The 18,487-nt window shown below is 66.0% G+C and carries 22 protein-coding genes and 1 other RNA gene; 10 read left to right on the top strand and 13 right to left on the bottom strand.

Going from position 1 to position 18,487, the window contains the following annotated elements; all coding sequences use genetic code 11:
• Window positions 1-275 precede the first annotated feature (275 nt).
• The 4 genes from ACIBVQ_RS40175 (at window position 276) to rnpB (ending at window position 3,580) form a co-directional block, all read left to right on the top strand.
• On the top strand, window positions 276-1,112 hold the full coding sequence (locus ACIBVQ_RS40175) for a Nif3-like dinuclear metal center hexameric protein (protein WP_352016207.1): 837 nt from the start codon (window positions 276-278) through the stop codon (window positions 1,110-1,112).
• The gene (locus ACIBVQ_RS40170) at window positions 1,109-1,849 is read left to right on the top strand and encodes a C4-type zinc ribbon domain-containing protein (RefSeq protein ID WP_352016206.1); all 741 of its coding nucleotides are present in this window, start codon (window positions 1,109-1,111) and stop codon (window positions 1,847-1,849) included. The genes ACIBVQ_RS40175 and ACIBVQ_RS40170 overlap by 4 nt, the downstream gene beginning before the upstream one ends.
• Window positions 1,846-3,030 carry a bifunctional RNase H/acid phosphatase gene (locus tag ACIBVQ_RS40165; RefSeq protein ID WP_399184193.1) on the top strand — a complete coding sequence of 395 codons (1,185 nt, stop codon included), beginning with the start codon at window positions 1,846-1,848 and terminating at the stop codon, window positions 3,028-3,030. The genes ACIBVQ_RS40170 and ACIBVQ_RS40165 overlap by 4 nt, the downstream gene beginning before the upstream one ends.
• A 161-nt stretch (window positions 3,031-3,191) precedes the next feature.
• Window positions 3,192-3,580, top strand: an RNA gene (rnpB, locus tag ACIBVQ_RS40160) — RNase P RNA component class A.
• Between the two features lie 77 nt (window positions 3,581-3,657).
• Here the strand turns inward: rnpB and ACIBVQ_RS40155 are convergent.
• The 8 genes from ACIBVQ_RS40155 to ACIBVQ_RS40120 all read right to left on the bottom strand — a co-directional run bounded on the left by ACIBVQ_RS40155 (window position 3,658) and on the right by ACIBVQ_RS40120 (window position 9,269).
• Window positions 3,658-4,809 carry a tyrosine-type recombinase/integrase gene (locus ACIBVQ_RS40155; protein ID WP_399184191.1) on the bottom strand — a complete coding sequence of 384 codons (1,152 nt, stop codon included), beginning with the start codon at window positions 4,807-4,809 and terminating at the stop codon, window positions 3,658-3,660.
• Window positions 4,806-4,982: a helix-turn-helix domain-containing protein gene (locus tag ACIBVQ_RS40150; RefSeq protein WP_362775360.1), complete on the bottom strand. Its 177-nt coding sequence runs from the start codon at window positions 4,980-4,982 to the stop codon at window positions 4,806-4,808. Before ACIBVQ_RS40150 ends, ACIBVQ_RS40155 begins: the two co-directional genes overlap by 4 nt.
• Complete coding sequence (locus ACIBVQ_RS40145; RefSeq protein WP_399184189.1) at window positions 4,979-6,340, bottom strand: replication initiator; 1,362 nt, start codon at window positions 6,338-6,340, stop codon at window positions 4,979-4,981. Before ACIBVQ_RS40145 ends, ACIBVQ_RS40150 begins: the two co-directional genes overlap by 4 nt.
• Before the next feature lie 102 nt (window positions 6,341-6,442).
• Window positions 6,443-6,583, bottom strand: a complete 141-nt coding sequence (locus ACIBVQ_RS40140) for a hypothetical protein (RefSeq protein ID WP_399184187.1) — start codon at window positions 6,581-6,583, stop codon at window positions 6,443-6,445.
• Entirely contained in the window at window positions 6,573-6,875 is a 303-nt protein-coding gene (locus tag ACIBVQ_RS40135) for a hypothetical protein (RefSeq protein ID WP_352012759.1), read from the bottom strand. Before ACIBVQ_RS40135 ends, ACIBVQ_RS40140 begins: the two co-directional genes overlap by 11 nt.
• 15 nt (window positions 6,876-6,890) lie before the next feature.
• Window positions 6,891-7,541 carry a DUF2637 domain-containing protein gene (locus ACIBVQ_RS40130; protein WP_399184185.1) on the bottom strand — a complete coding sequence of 217 codons (651 nt, stop codon included), beginning with the start codon at window positions 7,539-7,541 and terminating at the stop codon, window positions 6,891-6,893.
• Window positions 7,542-7,573: 32 nt separating this feature from the next.
• The gene (locus ACIBVQ_RS40125; protein ID WP_399184183.1) at window positions 7,574-8,923 is read right to left on the bottom strand and encodes an FtsK/SpoIIIE domain-containing protein; all 1,350 of its coding nucleotides are present in this window, start codon (window positions 8,921-8,923) and stop codon (window positions 7,574-7,576) included.
• Window positions 8,916-9,269 (bottom strand): hypothetical protein, encoded by a 354-nt coding sequence (locus ACIBVQ_RS40120; protein WP_399184181.1) that lies wholly within the window; start codon window positions 9,267-9,269, stop codon window positions 8,916-8,918. The genes ACIBVQ_RS40125 and ACIBVQ_RS40120 overlap by 8 nt, the downstream gene beginning before the upstream one ends.
• A 177-nt stretch (window positions 9,270-9,446) precedes the next feature.
• Here ACIBVQ_RS40120 and ACIBVQ_RS40115 point away from each other — a divergent pair, with 177 nt between their 5' ends.
• The gene (locus ACIBVQ_RS40115; RefSeq protein WP_389761690.1) at window positions 9,447-9,782 is read left to right on the top strand and encodes a winged helix-turn-helix domain-containing protein; all 336 of its coding nucleotides are present in this window, start codon (window positions 9,447-9,449) and stop codon (window positions 9,780-9,782) included.
• Window positions 9,783-9,787: 5 nt separating this feature from the next.
• Here ACIBVQ_RS40115 and ACIBVQ_RS40110 read toward each other — a convergent pair whose 3' ends face one another.
• On the bottom strand, window positions 9,788-9,970 hold the full coding sequence (locus ACIBVQ_RS40110; protein ID WP_399184179.1) for a hypothetical protein: 183 nt from the start codon (window positions 9,968-9,970) through the stop codon (window positions 9,788-9,790).
• Entirely contained in the window at window positions 9,967-10,167 is a 201-nt protein-coding gene (locus ACIBVQ_RS40105; RefSeq protein WP_399184177.1) for a hypothetical protein, read from the bottom strand. The genes ACIBVQ_RS40110 and ACIBVQ_RS40105 overlap by 4 nt, the downstream gene beginning before the upstream one ends.
• Before the next feature lie 153 nt (window positions 10,168-10,320).
• Between ACIBVQ_RS40105 and ACIBVQ_RS40100 the strand changes: the two genes are divergently transcribed.
• From ACIBVQ_RS40100 to ACIBVQ_RS40090, 3 genes are all read left to right on the top strand, one after another.
• On the top strand, window positions 10,321-11,061 hold the full coding sequence (locus tag ACIBVQ_RS40100; RefSeq protein ID WP_399184175.1) for an XRE family transcriptional regulator: 741 nt from the start codon (window positions 10,321-10,323) through the stop codon (window positions 11,059-11,061).
• Between the two features lie 3 nt (window positions 11,062-11,064).
• Window positions 11,065-11,541, top strand: a complete 477-nt coding sequence (locus tag ACIBVQ_RS40095; protein WP_399184173.1) for an NUDIX hydrolase — start codon at window positions 11,065-11,067, stop codon at window positions 11,539-11,541.
• A 63-nt stretch (window positions 11,542-11,604) separates the two neighbouring features.
• Window positions 11,605-11,991, top strand: coding sequence for a nuclear transport factor 2 family protein (locus tag ACIBVQ_RS40090; RefSeq protein WP_399184171.1), 387 nt, complete (start codon window positions 11,605-11,607; stop codon window positions 11,989-11,991).
• A gap of 3 nt (window positions 11,992-11,994) precedes the next feature.
• On the opposite strand, the gene ACIBVQ_RS40085 is transcribed toward ACIBVQ_RS40090, so the two are convergent.
• The 3 genes from ACIBVQ_RS40085 to ACIBVQ_RS40075 form a co-directional block, all read right to left on the bottom strand.
• On the bottom strand, window positions 11,995-12,546 hold the full coding sequence (locus tag ACIBVQ_RS40085; RefSeq protein WP_399184169.1) for an HD domain-containing protein: 552 nt from the start codon (window positions 12,544-12,546) through the stop codon (window positions 11,995-11,997).
• 65 nt (window positions 12,547-12,611) lie between these two features.
• The gene (locus ACIBVQ_RS40080) at window positions 12,612-13,082 is read right to left on the bottom strand and encodes a GntR family transcriptional regulator (protein WP_399184167.1); all 471 of its coding nucleotides are present in this window, start codon (window positions 13,080-13,082) and stop codon (window positions 12,612-12,614) included.
• Between the two features lie 5 nt (window positions 13,083-13,087).
• On the bottom strand, window positions 13,088-13,426 hold the full coding sequence (locus ACIBVQ_RS40075) for a hypothetical protein (protein WP_399184165.1): 339 nt from the start codon (window positions 13,424-13,426) through the stop codon (window positions 13,088-13,090).
• Between the two features lie 160 nt (window positions 13,427-13,586).
• On the opposite strand from ACIBVQ_RS40075, the gene ACIBVQ_RS40070 reads away from it, so the two are divergent.
• Window positions 13,587-14,321, top strand: a complete 735-nt coding sequence (locus ACIBVQ_RS40070; protein WP_399184162.1) for an XRE family transcriptional regulator — start codon at window positions 13,587-13,589, stop codon at window positions 14,319-14,321.
• A gap of 691 nt (window positions 14,322-15,012) precedes the next feature.
• The gene (locus tag ACIBVQ_RS40065) at window positions 15,013-18,297 is read left to right on the top strand and encodes an NACHT domain-containing protein (RefSeq protein ID WP_399184160.1); all 3,285 of its coding nucleotides are present in this window, start codon (window positions 15,013-15,015) and stop codon (window positions 18,295-18,297) included.
• Window positions 18,298-18,487: the final 190 nt, after the last annotated feature.

The following is an 18,487-nucleotide window of genomic DNA, read 5'->3' as shown; positions in this document are numbered from 1 at the left end:
CCTTCGTGGAGTTGGGGCAGCCATCGGTCGCGGAAGAAGGAGGCCCATCGGTGGGGCGGCCGCGCGGTGACCGCCATCAACAGGTCGTTGTGGGTGTCGGCGACCACGGAGTCACGGTGGAGATCGGCGGACAAGGGCGGGGTCCTTCCTCGCGGGGCCTCACAGGGATCTTGTCCGCCCGACGCTATCGGCGGCACCGGTCCGCTGTCCCGCGAGAGCCGTACGCGGAGGCCGGTGTGGATCACCGGTGGCGGGCGGGCCGGTAGTCTGCGCACGTGCCTACCCTTGCCGACACGGTCGGAGAGCTCGAATCGATCTATGACCCAGCCTGGGCGGAGTCGTGGGACGCCGTCGGACTCGTCTGCGGGGACCCGGCCGCGGAGGTGCGCAGAATCCTGTTCGCGGTCGACCCGACGGCGGCCGTCGCCGCGGAGGCCGTCGAGTGGGGCGCGGACCTGATCGTCACCCACCACCCCCTCTACCTGAGAGGGGTCACCGGCGTCGCCGCCACGACCTACAAGGGCCGTCTGGTCCACACGCTGATCAAGAACGACGTCGCCCTCTTCACCGCCCACACCAACGCCGACGTGGCCGATCCCGGCGTCTCCGACGCCCTGGCCCGCGCCGTCGGGCTGACCGGGCCGCTCACCCCCCTGCTGCCCTCGGCGGGCGACCCAAGGCGCGGCCTCGGCCGCGTCGGCACGCTGCCCGCCCCCCTCTCCCTGCGGGAGTTCGCCAGGAGGGCCGCCGAAGGTCTCCCCGGTACGGCGGGCGGGCTGCGGGTCGCGGGAGACCTCGACCGGGAGATCAGCCGCGTCGCGGTCAGCGGAGGATCGGGCGACTCCCTGCTCGGTACGGCCCGCGCCGCCGGAGTCGACGTGTTCCTCACCGCGGACCTGCGCCACCACCCGGCCAGCGAGTTCGTCGAGGAACCCGGAGGACCCGCCCTGATCGACGCCGCCCACTGGGCCACCGAGTGGCCCTGGCTGACCGACGCGGCGCATCGTCTGACGTCAGCCTTGGCCGCGCGGGGGATTACTGTTGAGACGCGCGTCTCCGAGACGGTCACGGACGCCTGGAAGACAACAGCAGAGTGCGAGGAATTGAAGTGAAAGCAGCCCCGGCAGCCCAGAAGCGCCTGCTCGACCTGGCCGAACTCGACTCCGTCGTCGACCGGCTGGCCCATCGCCGCCGTACCCTGCCGGAACTGGCCGAGATCGACGAGCTGTCCACCCGGGTGGCCAGGCTCGCCACCCAGGTGATCGCCGCCGAGACCGAGGCGGGCGACCTGGCCCGTGAGCAGTCGAAGGCCGAGACCGACGTCGACGCCGTCCGGGTCCGCGCGGAACGCGACCAGAAGCGCCTCGACTCGGGCCAGGTCTCCTCGCCGAAGGACCTGGCCAGCCTCCAGTCCGAGATAGCCTCCCTGCACCGCCGCCAGAGCGACCTTGAGGAGGTCGTCCTGGAGATCATGGAGCGCCGAGAGGCGGCCGACGCCCAGGTCACGAAGCTCTCCGCCGAGCGCGACGAGCTCGCCGCCGCACGCGACGGCGCCCAGGACCGCAGGGACGCGGCCTTCGCCGAGATCGACAAGGAGGCCGCGGAGGTCAGGGGCAAGCGCACCGCGGTCGCCTCCGACATCCCGGCCGACCTGCTCGCCCTCTACGACAAGCTCCGCGAGCAGTTCGGGATCGGCGCCGCGATGCTGCAGGGCACCCGCTGCCTCGGCTGCCGCACCAGCCTGTCCATCGCCGAGATCAACCGGATCAAGGCCACCTCCCACGACGAGGTCGTCCGCTGTGAGGAGTGCCGCAGGATCCTCGTCCGTACCCCGGAGTCGGGCCTGTGACCTCTTTCGTCGTCGAGGCGGACGGCGGGTCGCGGGGTAACCCGGGACCGGCGGGCTACGGCGCCGTCGTCAAGGACGCCGCCGACGGCCAGATCCTGGTCGAGGTCGCCGACCCCATCGGCACCCAGACCAACAACGTCGCCGAGTACCGCGGGCTGATCGCGGGGCTGAAGGCGCTGCTCGACCTCGCGGGCGACGGCGCCTCCGTCGAGGTGCGGATGGACTCCAAGCTGGTCATCGAGCAGATGGCGGGCCGGTGGAAGATCAAGAACGAGGGGCTGCGTCCCCTCGCGACGGAGGCCGCCTCCCTGGCCCGCCGCCTCAGGGTCACCTGGCGGTGGATTCCCCGGGAGAGGAACAAGGACGCCGACCGCCTCGCCAACGAGGCCATGGACGCCGCCGCCAAGGGGGTTCCCTGGCGCTCGTCCGTCTCGGCCGCCGCCTCCTCCTCGTCACAGGGCTCCCTCTTCGACACCGCCGACCCTGCCCCGGCCCCGGTCGTGGAGGCGGTGGCCGTACCGACCACCCCCGCGACCGCGGGCACCGGCTGGCGTCCGCCTACCACCACGGCGACCACGCTGCTGCTGCTCAGGCACGGTGAGACCCCCATGTCCGTCGAACGCAGGTTCTCCGGACTCGGCGACCCCGAGCTCACCCCGAACGGCCTCGCCCAGGCGGAGGCCGCCGCGGCCAGGCTGACGCGGGAGCCGTACGACGTGCAGGTGGTCGTCAGCTCCCCGCTCAGGCGAGCTCTCGTCACCGCCGAGGCCGTGGCCGCCAGGCTCGGCCTCGACGTCGTCGTCGAACCCGACCTCAGGGAGACCGACTTCGGCGCCTGGGAGGGCCACACGTTCACCGAGATCCAGCGGCACTGGCCGGACGAACTGGCCACATGGCTGGCGGACCCGTCCGCCGCGCCGCCGGGTGGGGAGAGTTTTGGGGATGCGGCGCGGCGGGTCCAGGTGATCGGGGACCGGCTGGTCGAACGCTACGAGGGAAGGACGGTCCTGGCCGTCTCCCACGTCACGCCGATCAAGATGCTGGTGCGGTCCGCGCTGCTGGCTCCCCTCGCCGCGCTGTACCGCATGCACCTCGACCTGGCCGCACTGTCCCTGATCGAGTACTACGCCGACGGGCCCGCCGTGGTGAAGGCGTTCAACGACACCTCGCACCTGCGCTGACCACGCCCCTCCCCGGGCGGTACGGCCGGGCGGCCCCGTCGGCGGCCTCCGGTCGCCCCGGTTGCCTGGTCACATCTCACCCGCTCCCACTTGTCGCCCGGTTGGAGACCACTTGGGAACGATGGGCTCCGGGACACCGATAGGCTTTGAAGTACGGCGGACGAGCCGGCCGGGCGGCCGCGTCGGGTCTGTGAGGACCCGCCGAGGAAGGTCCGGGCTCCACAGGGCAGGGTGGTCGGTAACGCCGACCCGGGGTGACCCGCGGGACAGTGCCACAGAAAACAAACCGCCCCCTTCGCGGGGGTAAGGGTGAAACGGTGGTGTAAGAGACCACCAGCGCCCACGGTGACGTGGGCGGCTAGGTAAACCCCACCCGGAGCAAGGTCAAGAAGGGACGCTCTCCGGAGCGTTCCGCGCGCGACGTCTGAGGGCTGCCCGCCCGAGCCGCGCGGGTAGACCGCTTGAGGCCGACGGCAACGCCGGTCCTAGATGGATGGTCGCCCCTTCACCCAGTGAAGGACAAAACCCGGCCTACAGGCCGACTCGTCCGCCTTCTCTGCCTCTGACCTGCGGCGGAGCCTCCAGTTACGGAGGATGAGGCCCTGAGAGGGCACATCGGGGGCACATTCACTTGGATCCGAGTGCGGCGGCGAAGGCGTTGCCCAGCGCCATCCGCGCCCGTTCGGACGCCTCCGGGACCAGATGCCCATACAGGTCCACGGTCGTGGTGATGGACTCGTGCCCCAGCCACCGGGACACCTCGGAGATCGGCACCCCCTCGGCGAGCGCCGTACTGGCGAAGGTGTGCCGCAGGTCGTGGAACGTCATGTCCACCGGCACCCCGGCCGCGAGGATCGCGGGCTTGAGGATGTCGGCGTTGAAGTAGTCGCGCCGGATCAGGTTGCCGCGCGTCGTCCGGAACAGCGCGTCCTCTGGCTTGTGCCGGTCGATGTGCTCGGCCAGCGCGTCGGCGAGGACGGCCGGGATGGGGACGTCACGGATGGACGCCCGCGTCTTGGGCGGGGCCAGCGTCGGCCGCCGGTCGATCACCACGACCTGCTGGTCCACCGTCAGCATGCCCTCGGTGAAGTCGATCCGGTCGACGGCCAGCCCGAGCGCCTCTCCTTGCCGGAGACCGGCCGTGGCCCCCAGGAGCACCAGCGGCGCGTACTCGGGCCGCATGGCCCGGTAGAGCGCGATCACCTCGGTGGGGGAGAGGAGTCGGATCGTGGTCTTGTCCGGCTCCGGAAGGCGGATGTCGACGCAGGGGGAGCGGCGGATCATGCCGTCCCGTACGGCTCCGCGCATGACGCTGGAGAAGATCACGTAGATGGTCTCGACCGTACGTGGGGACAACCCCTTCCCGTGCAGCTCCTTGACCCACCTCTGCACGGCGGTGGGCCGTACGGAGACCAGGGGCACCAGACCGAAGACCGGGTTGATGTGATTCTTCAGGTGCCCCTCGTAGGTCGTCGCGGTCCCGGGCTTGTGCAGCCGTGATGCCATCCAGGTCTGCGCGTACACCTGGAACCTGGTCTGCCCGAGCTTGGGGTCGATCCACTCGCCTCGCGGTTCGTCGGCCCGGCGTGTCACGTCGAAGCGGTCGGCGTCGGCCTTCCGCTCGAAGTTGCGCTTGAGCTGCTGCCCCTTCTCGTTCCGGTACCGGACCTGCCAGCGCGTCCCCTGGCCGTGCTTGGCGGTCGGCACGCGCTTGTGCTCAGAGCACTTCGCCTCTCCGGGATCGGGGTGGGACTTGTGCCACCGGTCGTAGACGGTCATGCCTGCTCCCGCACCCAGGCACGCACGTCCTCGGGGAGGTAGCGCAGGTGCTTGCCGACCCGATGGGCGGGCGGCCCGATCCTCCTGCACCGCCACTGGTAGAGCGTCCCGGCCGGTACTCCGAGATAGGCGGCGACCTCGTCCACCGTCCAGAGACGTTCGAGCGTCTTCATGGGCGCCCTCCAGGATCATCCAGAGGTACACCGGTCAACGCGGCGAGAAGGAGCGCGTCACCGGCGGACAGGCCCTTGCCCGCGTACTTCCAGTGGGTGATCACGAGGGTGGTGTCCGCGTCGAAGGTGATTTCGTCGGTGCGGGCGTGGTCGCGGCGTTCGTGGCGGATGGCGCCCATGGTGGTGGAGTAGTGGCGGGACCGGGTGGAGAAGTGGCCGCGGAACCCCAGCATGTGGGCCCACTGGGTCAGCCGCAGGTCGGCGTATTCGTCGAGGTCGCCCAGGCGCATGCATTCGGCGATGAGGCGGCGGGGATGGTCGCGCAGGTTGAGGGCGGTCAGGTCGTCGAGGGGGTTGATGCGCCGGTCGAGGGTGCCGACGCATTCGGCGGCTTTGGTGGCGTACTTGGCGATGTAGCCGGCCACCGCCTGGTCCGACAGCTCCCCGACCAGGGTGATCTCGCGGACGTCGAGCTGCCGCCCCCACCGCAGGACCCGGGCGGGTTCGTCGCTGATGGCGGGGGTGGTCACGGTGACCGCGTGGGCGGCGTGCCGTACGGCCTCGGCCAGCATCTCGGCCGTGGCCCAGACCGGAGGGAGAGAGTCCGGCCCGTCGGGGCCGTCGAGGCGGATGACGGCGTGGAAGTGCACCACCCCACGCTTTTGGTATTCGGCGACCTTGGCGAAGGAGATCGTGCACTGGGCGCGTAGTTCCCGCAGCGTCAGGCCCGCGGTTTTGGCGACGCGGCGGCGCAGGGCGTCGGTGAAGTACTTCCACAGCTGAGGAGCGAGCGCGTTGAACAGCACGCTGCCGGTGTAGTCGTAGCAGTCCGGGCACAGCGGTTCGCCCAGGCATGACTCCTCGGCCCTGTGGCGGGCGGTGCAGGACATCACCCGGCCGTGCGGGCACCTCTCGGCGTCCCGGCGAGCGTGACAGGGCAGCGGTCTGCCGTTCTTCTCGCGGCGGGTGTGGACGGGTCCGAAGGAGGGGGCGGTGAGGGTGACGAACAGGCATGGATGAGAGGTCACCGAGGCCGGGACGCCCTTGCCGCCGACGAGCCCGGCGCGGATGAGGTGGTAGGTGTCGGCTCGGTAGACCTCGGCGCAGGCTGGGCAGCGGGAGGCTCGCCGGGTCTTGCACGGCAGCCGGAGTACGCCGTCGGGTTCGGTGGCGGTGGTGTAGGAGTGCAGGAGCCGGCCGGTGGTGCGGTCGACGTGCAGGACGCGGCCTCGTAGGTGGATCGGCTGGCGGCAGCCGCCAGTGGCACGGATTTGGGAGGCCCAGCGGGGGTAGTTGCGGTCGTTCAGGCGGGTGATCATGCCTGCGATCGCGTGCGGATCAGGGTGGATTGTGGGCAAGATGGTCTCCTCCTTTCACTCGTTGGGGTGAGGGGGGGGATGGCCCCCGACCTGGCGGGCGTCTTGGCGGATGTACGGCCAGGCCGGGGGCGCCGACAGCCTTCAGCAGAAGCCGAGGCCGTCGCAGTGGGTGCAGGTGGTGCCGTAGCTGTCGCTTCCGGTGCCGCCGCAGGTGCAGCACCGCCACCACCGGGACGGGATCTCAGCCGGTGTCACCGGCTCGTCGGGTGGCTCAGGACTCATGCGGTGGCTTGGCGATGCTGAGGATGGCGGTCCACTCGACGTGGACAGGGCCGAAGCAGCGCGAGATCGTGTAGAGGCCCAGCGGCAGCAGCCGCGGGTCCACGGAGGTGCCGCACAGGGCGGCGATCCGGTCGATCTCGGCGCACAGGTCGTCGTCGGTGCCCTGCTCGGGGTAGTAGGTGACGATCGTCGAGTCCGTCGGGACGGGAACGGCGGGGTTGGCCTCCAGAAAGAAGGCCAGGTCGCGCAGGCCGCCGATGAAGGCGGTACGGCGCTGGGTGTCGGTGGACATGATCGGTTCTCCTCTTCACAGGGCGTCCGGCGAGATGCGCAGGGTGCGCAGCAGGTCGGAGGCCAGTTGATGGGACACACCCAGACGGGCGCGCAGCGTGTCGCGGCTGATGGGCCTGCTGTGCGCGGTCTGGTATTCCTCGGCCACGCGCCGGGCGTAGTCGAGGAGCTCTGAGGACGGCCCGTCCTGCTCGGCGTCGATGGCCGGGACGGGCGCGGAAACCGGGACGGGTTCGGGGGCGATCTCCGGCACGAAGGATGAGGCCGGGGATGATTCAGGTCGGGGGCCGGTTGCTCGCCGTTCGAGCATGGAGACGGCGACGAGGAACGCCCCGGCGGGTGTGGCGGCGGTGATCCATCCCCAGGGGGACGGGTCGGCCTGGTTGAGGTTGGCGGCCAGCGACAGGACGATCCCGGCGATGAGCACGAGGGTGGGCCAGGAGATCCAGCCGTTGCGGGTACGCCTGGTGTGTTTGTCGCGTTGGCGTTCCCGGGCGGCCATGATGCACGTCAGGTCGACGCACACGGCTACCGCCCAGGACATCCACCCGGTCTGGCCGTGTTCGGCGGCGGTGTCGTGGATGTGGGTGAACGATCCGGCACCCGCGATGGCGGCCAGGGCCAGGATCGGCCCGGCGTCCAGCAGCCAACAGATGAGGCGTCGCATCGTGTCCCCCTTCCTTGCTTCCTTGCAGCGGGTCAGGCGGTGAGGAGTTCGTCCAGGTCGGCGAGGTCGAACTCGGTCGCCGGAGCATGAGCGGTGATCTCCGCCCAGGACGGGGTCAGGTCGGCGTACGTCCAGGCCGCGTGTTCGGCGGTGGCCTCGGAGACGTGGAAGGAGCGGGCGCGGTACCACTGGCCGTCCTGGGAGGCCACGATCGCCACCCCCGGCGTCTCGGCCGGGATCGCCCGCGCGGAGACCAGAGCGGCCGGGTCGAGGTCGCCGAGCGTCATGGTCGCGGTCTCGGGATCGTTGACCCGGTGGCAGATCCGCCCGGAACACTGGGCGCGTAGTGCGGTGACGCCGGGGCCGAGGTCGGAGCCGATGCGCTGGCCGCAGCAGAACAGGTAGATCCCGAACGCCCGGCCAAGTCGTGCCACCCGCAGCAGAGTCGTAGAGATGTGGGCGACCTCGTCCTTCTCGGACCTGTCGGCCATCAGGTACAGCTCGGCCAGCTCGTCGACCAGGACCACGACCGGCACCGGCCGTACCGCCGGGGGAAGCTGCCAGATGTTGCGGGCGCCCGCTCTCCGGCACAGGTCCATCCGGTTGAGCATGAGCGTCACCAGGTCATCGAGCAGGCCCACACTCTCGGTGCGGGTGGTGGCCAGCGCCGACAGCCGGGGCGCGTAGGGGGTGAACTCCACCCCGCCCTTGAGGTCGAAGCCGACCAACGCCACCGGCTGCGGGGCCAGGCCGACGATGAGGGCGTTGGCGAGGTTGGACTTGCCGGACTGCGTCGCTCCGGCGCTGAGCCAGTGTGGGACGGTGCGGAAGTCGATCACCCATGGTGCGCCGGTCTCCAGGCGCCCCACCGTGACCTTGAGCAGTTCCTCCGACGGCGGTAGCCGATCGACCCGCACAAGCGGATCTCGGATGGTCGCGGCCAAGACGACCCGTCCGGGGCGCGGAGAGGACACCCGGACGGCGTGCACACCCCAGGAGTGTGCCAGCCGTTCGGCGACCTGGGCGTAGTCGTCGGGGATCTGCCCTTCCAGCAGGTGGACGGTGACGCGCCAGCCGTGCCGGGTCGGCAGCGGGAGCCGTATCCACGGGGTGGTGTCGACGGCGATGCGGCGGAAGCGGCGCCGTACCTTCACGGTGCCGGTGGAGACCAGGGCGCCGGGGGTGAGGGTGAAGGCCCAGCGGGCGCGCTTCTTGGTCAGCCCGCAGCCGAGGGCGACCTTGCGCCAGGAGGCCCGCACGCTCAGGGCGGTGAACGGGTAGCCGACCATCGGCCAGAACGAGTGCGGGTGCAGGCACCGCCAGGTCGCCAGTACGGCCAGCGCGCCCGCCAGGACGAGCAGGGAGTGCGACAGGTCAGGCATCGCCGCCCCCACCTGGTCTGCCGGAGACGGGGACGATGGAGGCGGCCTTGTAGCTGATGCCCCAGCGGGCGGTGCCGTTGCTGGGGATCTCCCAGACGTAGCCGACCATGCCGGTGGGGACGACGTCCTGTCCGGGAGCGATGGGCGGTTCTCCGGAGGTTCCGACCTTGACCAGTTCGATCCGGCCCAACTCGTCCTCGGCGAGGAGTACGGATTCGTAGACCTTGTTGCCGTCCTTGTCGGTCTTGATCTTTCCGCTGTCCTGGTCGATGACGCGGGGACGTGCGGCCTTGACGCAGGTGAAGCGGAGCCGGTGGGTGTCGACGGGGATCGGGATGGTGCGCATAGATGGACCTCCTTGTTCGTCTCAGCCAACATAGTCAACCTAGTTGGCCTGGATGTCAACGTTCTCATGGTTGGCCTGGTCGCGTGTCTGTGCTGAACTAGTACGACCGGCTAGTCAGGTTGGATAGGTCAGGTCGGCTAGTCAGCCTGGATAGGCGAGCGACGTGAGAAGGGGCGGATGGTCAAGAACACCGGGCGACCGGGCTACCTGCAGATCGCCGACGACCTGCGCGACCAGATCCGGCGCGGCACTCTCGCGCCCGGCGATCCGCTGCCCTCCACAACCCAGCTCGCGACCGCCTACGACGCCTCGCTGAGTGTGGTGAAACTCGCCGTCGGGGTCCTACGCAACGAGGGGCTGGTCATCGGCCAGCAGGGCAAGGGCGTGTTCGTCCGCGACGACGCCGCCCCGGCCCCGCCGGCCTCCGACGAGCTGGCCGAGATCCGCGCCACCCTGCGCGACCTGTCGGCCCGGCTGGAAAAGGTCGAGGCCGAGCTGAGCGAGGGGAAGTAGCGCGCTCACCCGCGCACGTGGCAGCCGGTGACCCGGCGGGCCAGGGCCGCCGCCCGGCTCGGTGGCGTCTCGCCGAGTCGCATGCGCCGGTCTTCCTGGCGCATGCCGACCAGGACGACGACGTAGCCGACGAACACCGCCGCGCCCAGCACCAGGCCGATGACCAGCGGGATCGTGGTCGCGGTCACGTCCAGATCACCCCCGCCTCGGCGGCGCCGTACGGGCGGTTGGCCGGGCGCCGCACCTGACCGCGCCGCCGGCTGGCCGTCCTGCGCCGGGCCGTCTGATGACGGGTCCACCGCTCCCGGGCCCGGCACTTGCGGCAGGCGAACCGTCCCTCCTCCAGGACCGCGCCGCATTCGCAGGCGGGTGTGTCATTGATCATTGCTGTCTCTCCTCTCGTCGCTGCCTGTGATTTCTTGCGATACCGAGAGTGCGGCGAAGAGATAGGACGTGATCACTACAGGACGGGACATGTACAGGACGTCCGGTCTACGATTGCCCCGTCCCTGGACGTCCCCGCTGACAGGCAGGTGAGATGGCGAACGAGCGGTTGCGCACGGCGTTACTCGAACGGGGAACCACCATCGTGGAGGTGGCCGAGGCCATCGAGGTCGACGCCAAGACCGTGGAACGATGGATCACCCGAGGTCGGGTGCCCTATCGCAAGCACCGCTTCGCCGTGGCCAAGCTGCTGGGGGTCGAGGAGGCCTACCTGTGGCCCGAGGCCATGCCCCCCGCCCAGACCGCGGCCGTCTCCGAGACCGAGATCGTCACCGTCTACCCGCACCGCTGGGCCGTACCCAAGGACGCCTGGGGACGACTGTTCGCCTCCGCCCGCCAGGAGATCGACATCCTGGTCTACAGCGGCATCTTCATCGCCCAGGACACCGGCATCGTTCGCGTCTTCGCCGACCGGGCCGACGCGGGCGTGAAGATCCGGATGCTGCTCGGCGACCCCGACTCACCCGAGGTCGCCCAGCGCGGCATCGACGAGGGGATCAACGACGGCATGGCGGCCCAGATCAAGACCGCGCTCGTGTTCTACCGGTCGCTGCGCCGGCACGAGAACGTGGAGATCCGCTTCCACCGCACGGTCCTGTACAACTCCATCTACCGCGCCGATGACCAGCTGCTGGTCAACAGCCACGTCTACGGCACCTTCGCCTCCAACGCCCCGGTCATGCACCTGCGCAAGGTCCCCGGCGGCACGATGGCGGCCACCTACCTCAACAGCTTCGACTCCGTCTGGGACCAGGCCCGGCCGGTAGAGTCCTGACCCATGACGGCCCGCCGGATCGACTTCTACGACGACCCCGCCGCACCCGCCCCCAACAGCCTGGTGCCCTCGGTCAACGTCGTCGTCGTCAACGACGCGGGCGACATCCTGATGATCCGCCGCTCTGACAACGGCAACTGGGCCGTGCCCGGTGGCGCCATCGACCTGGGGGAGTCCCTGCCGCAGGCCGCCGTACGGGAGACGCTGGAGGAGACCGGCATCACGTGTGAGATCACCGGCCTGGTCGGCACCTACACCGACCCCCGCCACGTGATCCTCTACACCTCCAACGGTGAGGCCCGCCAGGAGTTCTCCATCGTCCTGACCGCCCGCCCCGTCGATGGAGAGCCGACCCCGAGCGACGAGTCCCGCGAGGTCCGCTGGGTTCCGCGCGAGGAGATCGGCTCCCTGGTCATGGACCGGTCGATGCGGCTGCGGCTCGGTCACTTCCTCGACGGCGCCGGGCCGTACATCGGGTGAATACGCGCGTAGCAACTGAGGTACTCGCCTCTGAAAGCTCCCGCACAATAGGAAGGCGATCTCATGACCGAACGCACCCTCACCGACGAGCTGTACGAGGCTGAACGCCGCCTGCAGGCGGCCATGCTCGTCGGAGACGTCGAAGAACTCGACCGGCTACTCGATGATCGGCTTGTCTTCACCGGCCCGCCGGACGGCGCGTGCCACCCGCAGGCCAAGCAGCTTGACCTGGACAATCACCGCTCACGCCGACAGGTCATGACCAAGCTCGTCGAGGAGGACCTCACCGTGGTCGTCGCGGGCACCACCGGCGTCACCTGCTTCCTCGGCACGCTGGAAGGCACGTTCGCGGGAGAGCCGTTCGCCTCACGGCTGCGCTACACCCGCACCTGGGCCCACACCGACGAGCACGGCTGGCGCATCCTGGCCGCTCACGCCAGCCCGGCCTGAACGTCAGGCCCGCGCGCTCAAGGCGGCCTGTACGGCGTGCACGGCCGCGACGATGCACGGCGTGGCCTTGGCGATCGATCGGCTGACCAGGTGCTCGGGGCCGTACCGGGAGTGGATCTCCGCCAGGCGGGTCCCGACGTCGACCGGAAGGCCGTCCGGGCTGGTGGTCATGTCGCAGTAGGTCAGCGCCTCGACCAACTCGGGGCGTTCCTTGGCGAACTCGGCATTCAGCGTGTCGAACAGGCCGCGCTCGGCGGCTTCGCACTCGGCGCAGGTGTGGTGGGCCACCAGCCGGGCGAGCCGGTCGTCGGCCTGCTGGACGTCACGCAGGTAGCGGGCGCCGTCCAGCGGATGGAACCCCGTGTCGACCAGGGCGGGGGCGTAACCGATGTCGTGCAGCCAGGCCGCCGCGGTCAGCAGGTCGGCCTCCGCGCCGAGGATCGACCCCAGCGATTCGGCCTGCGCGGCGACCCCCTGGGTGTGCGCCCACCGGCGCGGCAGCGGTTCCTCCAGCAGGTGCCGGGCCAGGTCACGTGCCCATTCGGCTTGTCCCATACGGTTCACCCTAGACTCCGCCCGAAGCCTGTCCCGAGGCCCAGCATCAGACGTCTCAGGACGTCTCAAATCGGTGCGTGACGGACGAAACGCCCCTTGCCGTGCCGGGCCACGATGAGCCCTTCCCGCTCCAGTACGGCCAGCGCCTGGCGGACGGTGTTGCGCGAGGCCCCATGCCGTTCCCGCAGCTCGCTCTCACTTGGCACCGCCGCCCCCACCGGGAGGGCACCGGTGCTGATCCACTCACGCAACTCGGCGGCGATCTCCTGGTAGCGGTACAGCGCTTTTTGCTGCTCCGAGCTTTTCACCCGGCGTCCCGCGCCGGGCATCGTGTCGATCAGTCCTTCGCCCTCCAGGACGGCCAGCGCGCGCCGGACGGTGCTGCGGGCCACGTGGAAGCGCTGGGCCAGTGCCGCCTCCGAGGGCAGGGCACTGGCCGGAGGGTAGTGACCGGCGGTGATCTGCGCGCGGAGCCGTTGGGCGATCCGGTCGTAGACCCGCCTGCCGGTCAGCCACCCGTCGGTGTCATCGGTCATCGAGGTCAGCGGCCGTGCACGCCGTGGATGTTGCCCAGATTGATGGTGAGCGTGCCCTGCTCGCCCTCACGCCAGCCGCGCCGCACCGCCGCGGCGATGTCCTCGGCGGCCATGGGCAGGTGGATGGTGGAGGTGCGCTCGTCGGGCCGGTCACCCCAGTAGAACCAGTAGAAGACGACCTGGACGTAGATGCGGCGGGTACGGGCGTTGTGATCGGTGATCTCCAGGCAGGGCTGGCCGTTCTGGTCGTTGGTCAGGAAATTCGGCACGTACAGCGCGTTGAGGTGGCCACGCAGTATGACCAGCAGGTCCCGCTGGTGGGCGATGATCTTCTCTTTGGACATGCGGGTGCTCCTGTCGTCTCACGGCCCCGGTGGTGCCGGGTTCGGTGCCAGTGAGTCTCCTGACCGGGATGGGACACAGGCACCACGACTTGAGGGACGTCTAGGGACGTCTTATGTTAGCGTCGCTGGTACCGACCCGCTCCGGGAGGGACCACACCCGATGAACGAACACCTCCGCCACGCCCTCATCCAGGCCCGCCTGCAACCCCTCGACGTGGCCACCCACCTGACCGTCGACCCCAAAACCGTCACCCGCTGGCTCGCCGGCCGCGTCCCCCACCCGCGCCACCGCCTCGCCGTCGCCGACCTCCTCCACGTCGACGAGAACGACCTGTGGCCCGAAAGCGTCCGCCGACGCCCAGGACCCCCGGCCGAGATCAAAGCCGTCTACCCGCACCGCTGGGCCGTACCGGCCACCATCTGGCGCACCTTCTTCGAAGCCGCCCAAACCGAGATCGGCATCCTCGTCTACAGCGGCCTGTTCCTCGCCGAAGACGCCGGACTGCTCCGCATCCTGGTCGGGCGGGCAACCGCCGGAGTCCGGGTACGCATCCTGCTCGGTGACCCCGACAGCCCCCACGTCGCCACCCGAGGAGCGGACGAAGGCGTCGGCAGCGACGTCATGATCTCCAGAACCAGGAACGCCCTCACCCTCTGCCGCCCTTTGGGGGACGTGGAGGGGATCGAGATACGGCTACACGGGACGATCCTGTACAACTCCATCTACCGCGCAGACAACGACCTGTTGGTCAACCTCCACGCCTACGGCACCCGCGCCTCCGACGCCCCGGTCGTCTACATCACCGGCAACGAACCCAACAGCACCGCGGCCACCTATCTCGACAGCTTCGAACGCGTCTGGTCCAACGCAATACCCGCAGTTCAAAGCACCTGACGACATGATTTCAAGATCGAAAGAAACTTATCTGTCCGTCTTCAAGGGCAGCCCGCCTGCGGCGGCCTGCCGCGCATGGGCGATCGCTGGCCGCGCTGCGGCTCTTCGGCCGGTCGCGGCCAGCGAGCGCCCGCGCGACATCAGCAACACGGCGAAACGGCTAGGACGTCGAAGGCATCTCATGGCTCAGGCATCGGTTGGATGACCCGAGCAGCAGGTCAAGGAAGAGCCGTTCTCGTAACGATATGCGTTGGTTGGCCCGCCACATGCTATACCCCGCCGCCTCCATGCTGGCTCCAGTCGAATTGGTGTGTCACCGCACAGATGCGGCACTCACGATCGCCACAGCGTGGCCGGTCTCCGAAGAAGGCCAGGGGCGATCGACGGTCCGAGGCTTCGTTCCTCAGCCTCGGCCCACCGAGCAACGTGCTGCTGGCTGTCTCCACGCCTTGATGGCCAGCGGGGTTGTCAGATCGCTTAGTACGGCCGGGAGTCAACGAAGCGGTGGATGGGGATGATGTTCCGTCCAGGATGGTGAAGGTCAGCCGGGCCACCGTTCTGCACCAACCCAATCGTGACCAGGCACGTCAGGTTGAGAAGAGCTCAGTGGGCAACATTGGCGAGACAACCTGGGGGACTTAGGACATACTGCAGTTACCGGTTCGCTCAAAAAGATCTAAGGAGGGGCTAAGTGGCGCTGGACCCCGCAGCTCTGGCCGTAGGAAGGGCGGTGGTTCAACGAGTAATACAAGTCTGGATGGCGGAACGAACCGCGCGGATTGAACGCAATAGCGATCTCTCCGACCTTATCAAGGTGAGATTTTCGGATCAAATATCAAGAAGGAGAGCTTCACGACAATTGGCCGATATTGTGGATTCGGTCACGGAAAGAATTGTCGAAATCTGCAAGCATGAGTTTAGCGGTCTTGCCGATAATGACAAAGAGGCTGTTCTTGCAGAAATATTAATGGCGCTCCAAACGGCTAGCTTGTCCGACAAAGATATCCTGGCAGACGACATGAACGCCGCCGCTCTCTCTCGGAGGATCCGCAAGTCGGCACCGCAATGGGGTACACAGAAGCAATTAGGAGAGGCGGGATCGCGACTTTACGATATCATCCTGGATGAGTGCTGCGATTGTTTGATGCGTATCGTTGTGCAACTGCCTCAATTTATGCCCCGCTCATCTGTCGAGATATTGTCGAGGCTTACGGAGTTGGCGCACGATGTATCCACACTCATGGCAAGGCTTCCAGCCCGCGCGGTAATTGTAGCCCATGGCGCTGAAGCCGATAGTGAATTTTCGCAGCAATATCTTGAATGCCTTGGGCAGGCCCTGGATAAGCTTGAACTCTTTGGGGTTCGTTTTGAGCGACTTCGCCGCCCTCAGACCGCACTCAGCGTTGCTTACATAGGTTTGCGTGCCTCCGTGGAGGGACAATCACACAAGCGCGGAACCCGTCATTCTGCAGTGCCTCTGGCCGAATGGCGAAATGAGTCAGCTGAGCAAGCTACTTCTCATATCGAAGATATCCTGAGCAAGAATCAGTTTCTGCTCATACGCGGCGAAGCTGGAGCTGGCAAAAGTACTTTGCTTCGCTGGATTGCCGTCACCGCTTCGAGGGGTAACTTTTCATCTGCGATGGTGGATTGGAACGGATGTATTCCATTCTTAGTCAAGCTTCGCAGCTATGCCTTTTCTGAGTTCCCTGGCCCGGAGAAGTTTATTGATGGTGTGGCCAACCACTTGGTAGGAATAATGCCGCAAGGATGGGCGCATCGTATACTCGCATCCCCTCGGGCGGTCCTCCTTGTTGACGGTGTTGATGAATTGCCTGGCAGTCAAAGAGACGCCGCGCGTGACTGGCTAAAAAGGCTTATTGTTAGCTATCCAGGAATCCGTGTCATCGTTACGTCTCGGCCAGCGGCCGCCTCTACCGAGTGGCTGAGCGCAGAAGGATTCAAGACGGCTTTTCTGGAGCGCATGAGCCCTTCAGAGATTTCATCCTTGGTTCGACACTGGCACAGGGCTATCCGCTATTGCCCTGACTTACCTTGCGTCCCTGAAAAAGTGCCTAGCTATGAAGCGGCATTACTTGCACGATTTGAGGCAGCTCCGCACCTACGGATGTTGGCATCTACTCCACTATTAGCTGCAATGATTTGCGCCTTGAATCTTGATCAAGAGAACCAGTTGCCAAGAGATCGCATGGGACTCTATAGGTCAGCACTAGATCTCATGCTTGAAAATAGGGATCTGAAACGTAACATCACGATCACTTCTAAGGTATCGCTGACAAGAGATCAAAAAGTACGCCTACTTCAAGAGCTCGCTTGGCAGCTTTCGACTACCAATAGAGTCGAATTGCCTAAGGTTACCGCCAAAAAAGTTATAGCTGACAGACTCTTGATGATGCCTCAAATAGAGCTGGAGGCGAGTGAGGTTCTCGATTACCTGCTGCAGAGGAGTGGTGTTATCAGAGAACCTGTAATCGGACGTATTGATTTTATTCATAGGACTGTCCAAGAATACCTTGCAGCGAAGCATGCCGCCGATTTGGGGGATATGGATCTACTGATCAGGAATGCTCATCGGGATTTGTGGCGCGAGACCATTATTATGACTGCCGGCCACGCTAGCGCTGCATCAGCAGTTGAGCTGATCACAGGACTTCTAGATCGTATTGAACAAGAGCATAAGGTATCCAGGCGCCTGAAGCTGGTAGTTGCATCATGTCTTGAAACCCTACTAGCGATACCTCTCGATCTTCAGCGCCATATACAGCAATGCCTGGACGATTTGATTCCTCCTCGCACTGATACTGCCGCACGCTCACTGGCACTAATTGGGGCTCCGGTTCTTTCAAGACTCCCACAAGAGATAGGTGGATTAAAGGAGCGCGAAGCCGTAGCTACTGTTCGAACTGCCTGGCTCATCAATGGACCTGCAGCCATCGAAACCCTTTCGCGGTACGCCTCGGATCCTCGCGACAGCGTGCAAGGTGAACTAAGAGATGCTTGGAGGTACTTTGATGCTGATGCCTATGCCCAAAGTGTTCTGACCAAGGCTCCGCAGCCGCGATCGGTTCTTGTCTTCCGAGCCGAAGAGCAATTCCACGCCTTGAGGCTTATACCGGATATAAGTGATCTCGATATTTGGTTGCCTGAGCTTCCCAACTGGGATTTCATTGATCGGTACAGCCACTGCTTGAAGAGTATCGGAATTCATCTGGACAGCGACCACGAACCAATTGATCTCAGGCCGTTGACTAGGCTAAAGCACTTGACACAGGTTAATGTTTCGGCGCGAGTCGCCGACTTGAGTTTTTTGGAGGAAACACCTCTTCTCTCTTCTGTGTGGCTAACTGATTGTTCTCAGATTCGGGATTACTCCTCTCTGCAGCGACACAAGTCGCTGGGTGTCCTTTTTTTGCATGGGTGCCCTGAGCTAAAAAGTGCTGCTGCACTTCCTGATCTGCAAAAAGTTCGGACCCTGGGGCTGGCACAGTCCCAATTGGACTGCGGAGTCGAGGAAATCGTACGGCGAGCACCCAAGGTAAGATGCCTATACCTTGAGGGCTGTCCTTGGGTAACTGATCTTTCTCCTTTAGGTTCGCTGCAACTGTATGATCTTCGTGTGCGGGGTTGTAGCGGGATTAGAAATTTAGAAGGGCTTCAAAGCCTGACACAGCTTTCTCATCTCGATCTAAGTGGATCTAGCATAAGTGACCTGGCGCCCATTGGTGGACTCAAAAACCTGCGTATATTGCGTATCTCGAATTGTAGTGCAGTATCAGATTTAAGTCCTCTCGCGAGCCTCTCTGGCCTGCAGGAACTGATGATTACTGGAGATACAGGAGTAACTGACCTAGGGCCGGTCTCCGATAACGAGCTTTTGCGCGTTTACGTCAACAGGGGCCACAAGCTACGCAATGCCGATAAACTGGGACACCGGGTTAGGTATGAATGGCCATAAAGGTTAGGCTCTTTCATTCTGGCGGCGCTATTCACACGCCAGTTAGGCCCTCACGAGATCACGAAGGGTTGAGGAGACTGTCTGCGCCCGATGACCCTAGGAGCTGTTTAGAGTTCGGATCATGTGGTTGAGGTAAGGAGCTTCAGCCACATGATCGAGCCTCGGAGGTAGAGCCCGGCCTCGTAGCTTT

Origin of the sequence: Streptosporangium sp. NPDC049376 (assembly GCF_044466505.1) — a bacterium.
In the GTDB taxonomy this organism is placed as follows: domain Bacteria; phylum Actinomycetota; class Actinomycetes; order Streptosporangiales; family Streptosporangiaceae; genus Streptosporangium.
Note: the sequence above shows the minus strand (reverse complement) of the source record. Positions and strands in the feature narration are given on the sequence as shown.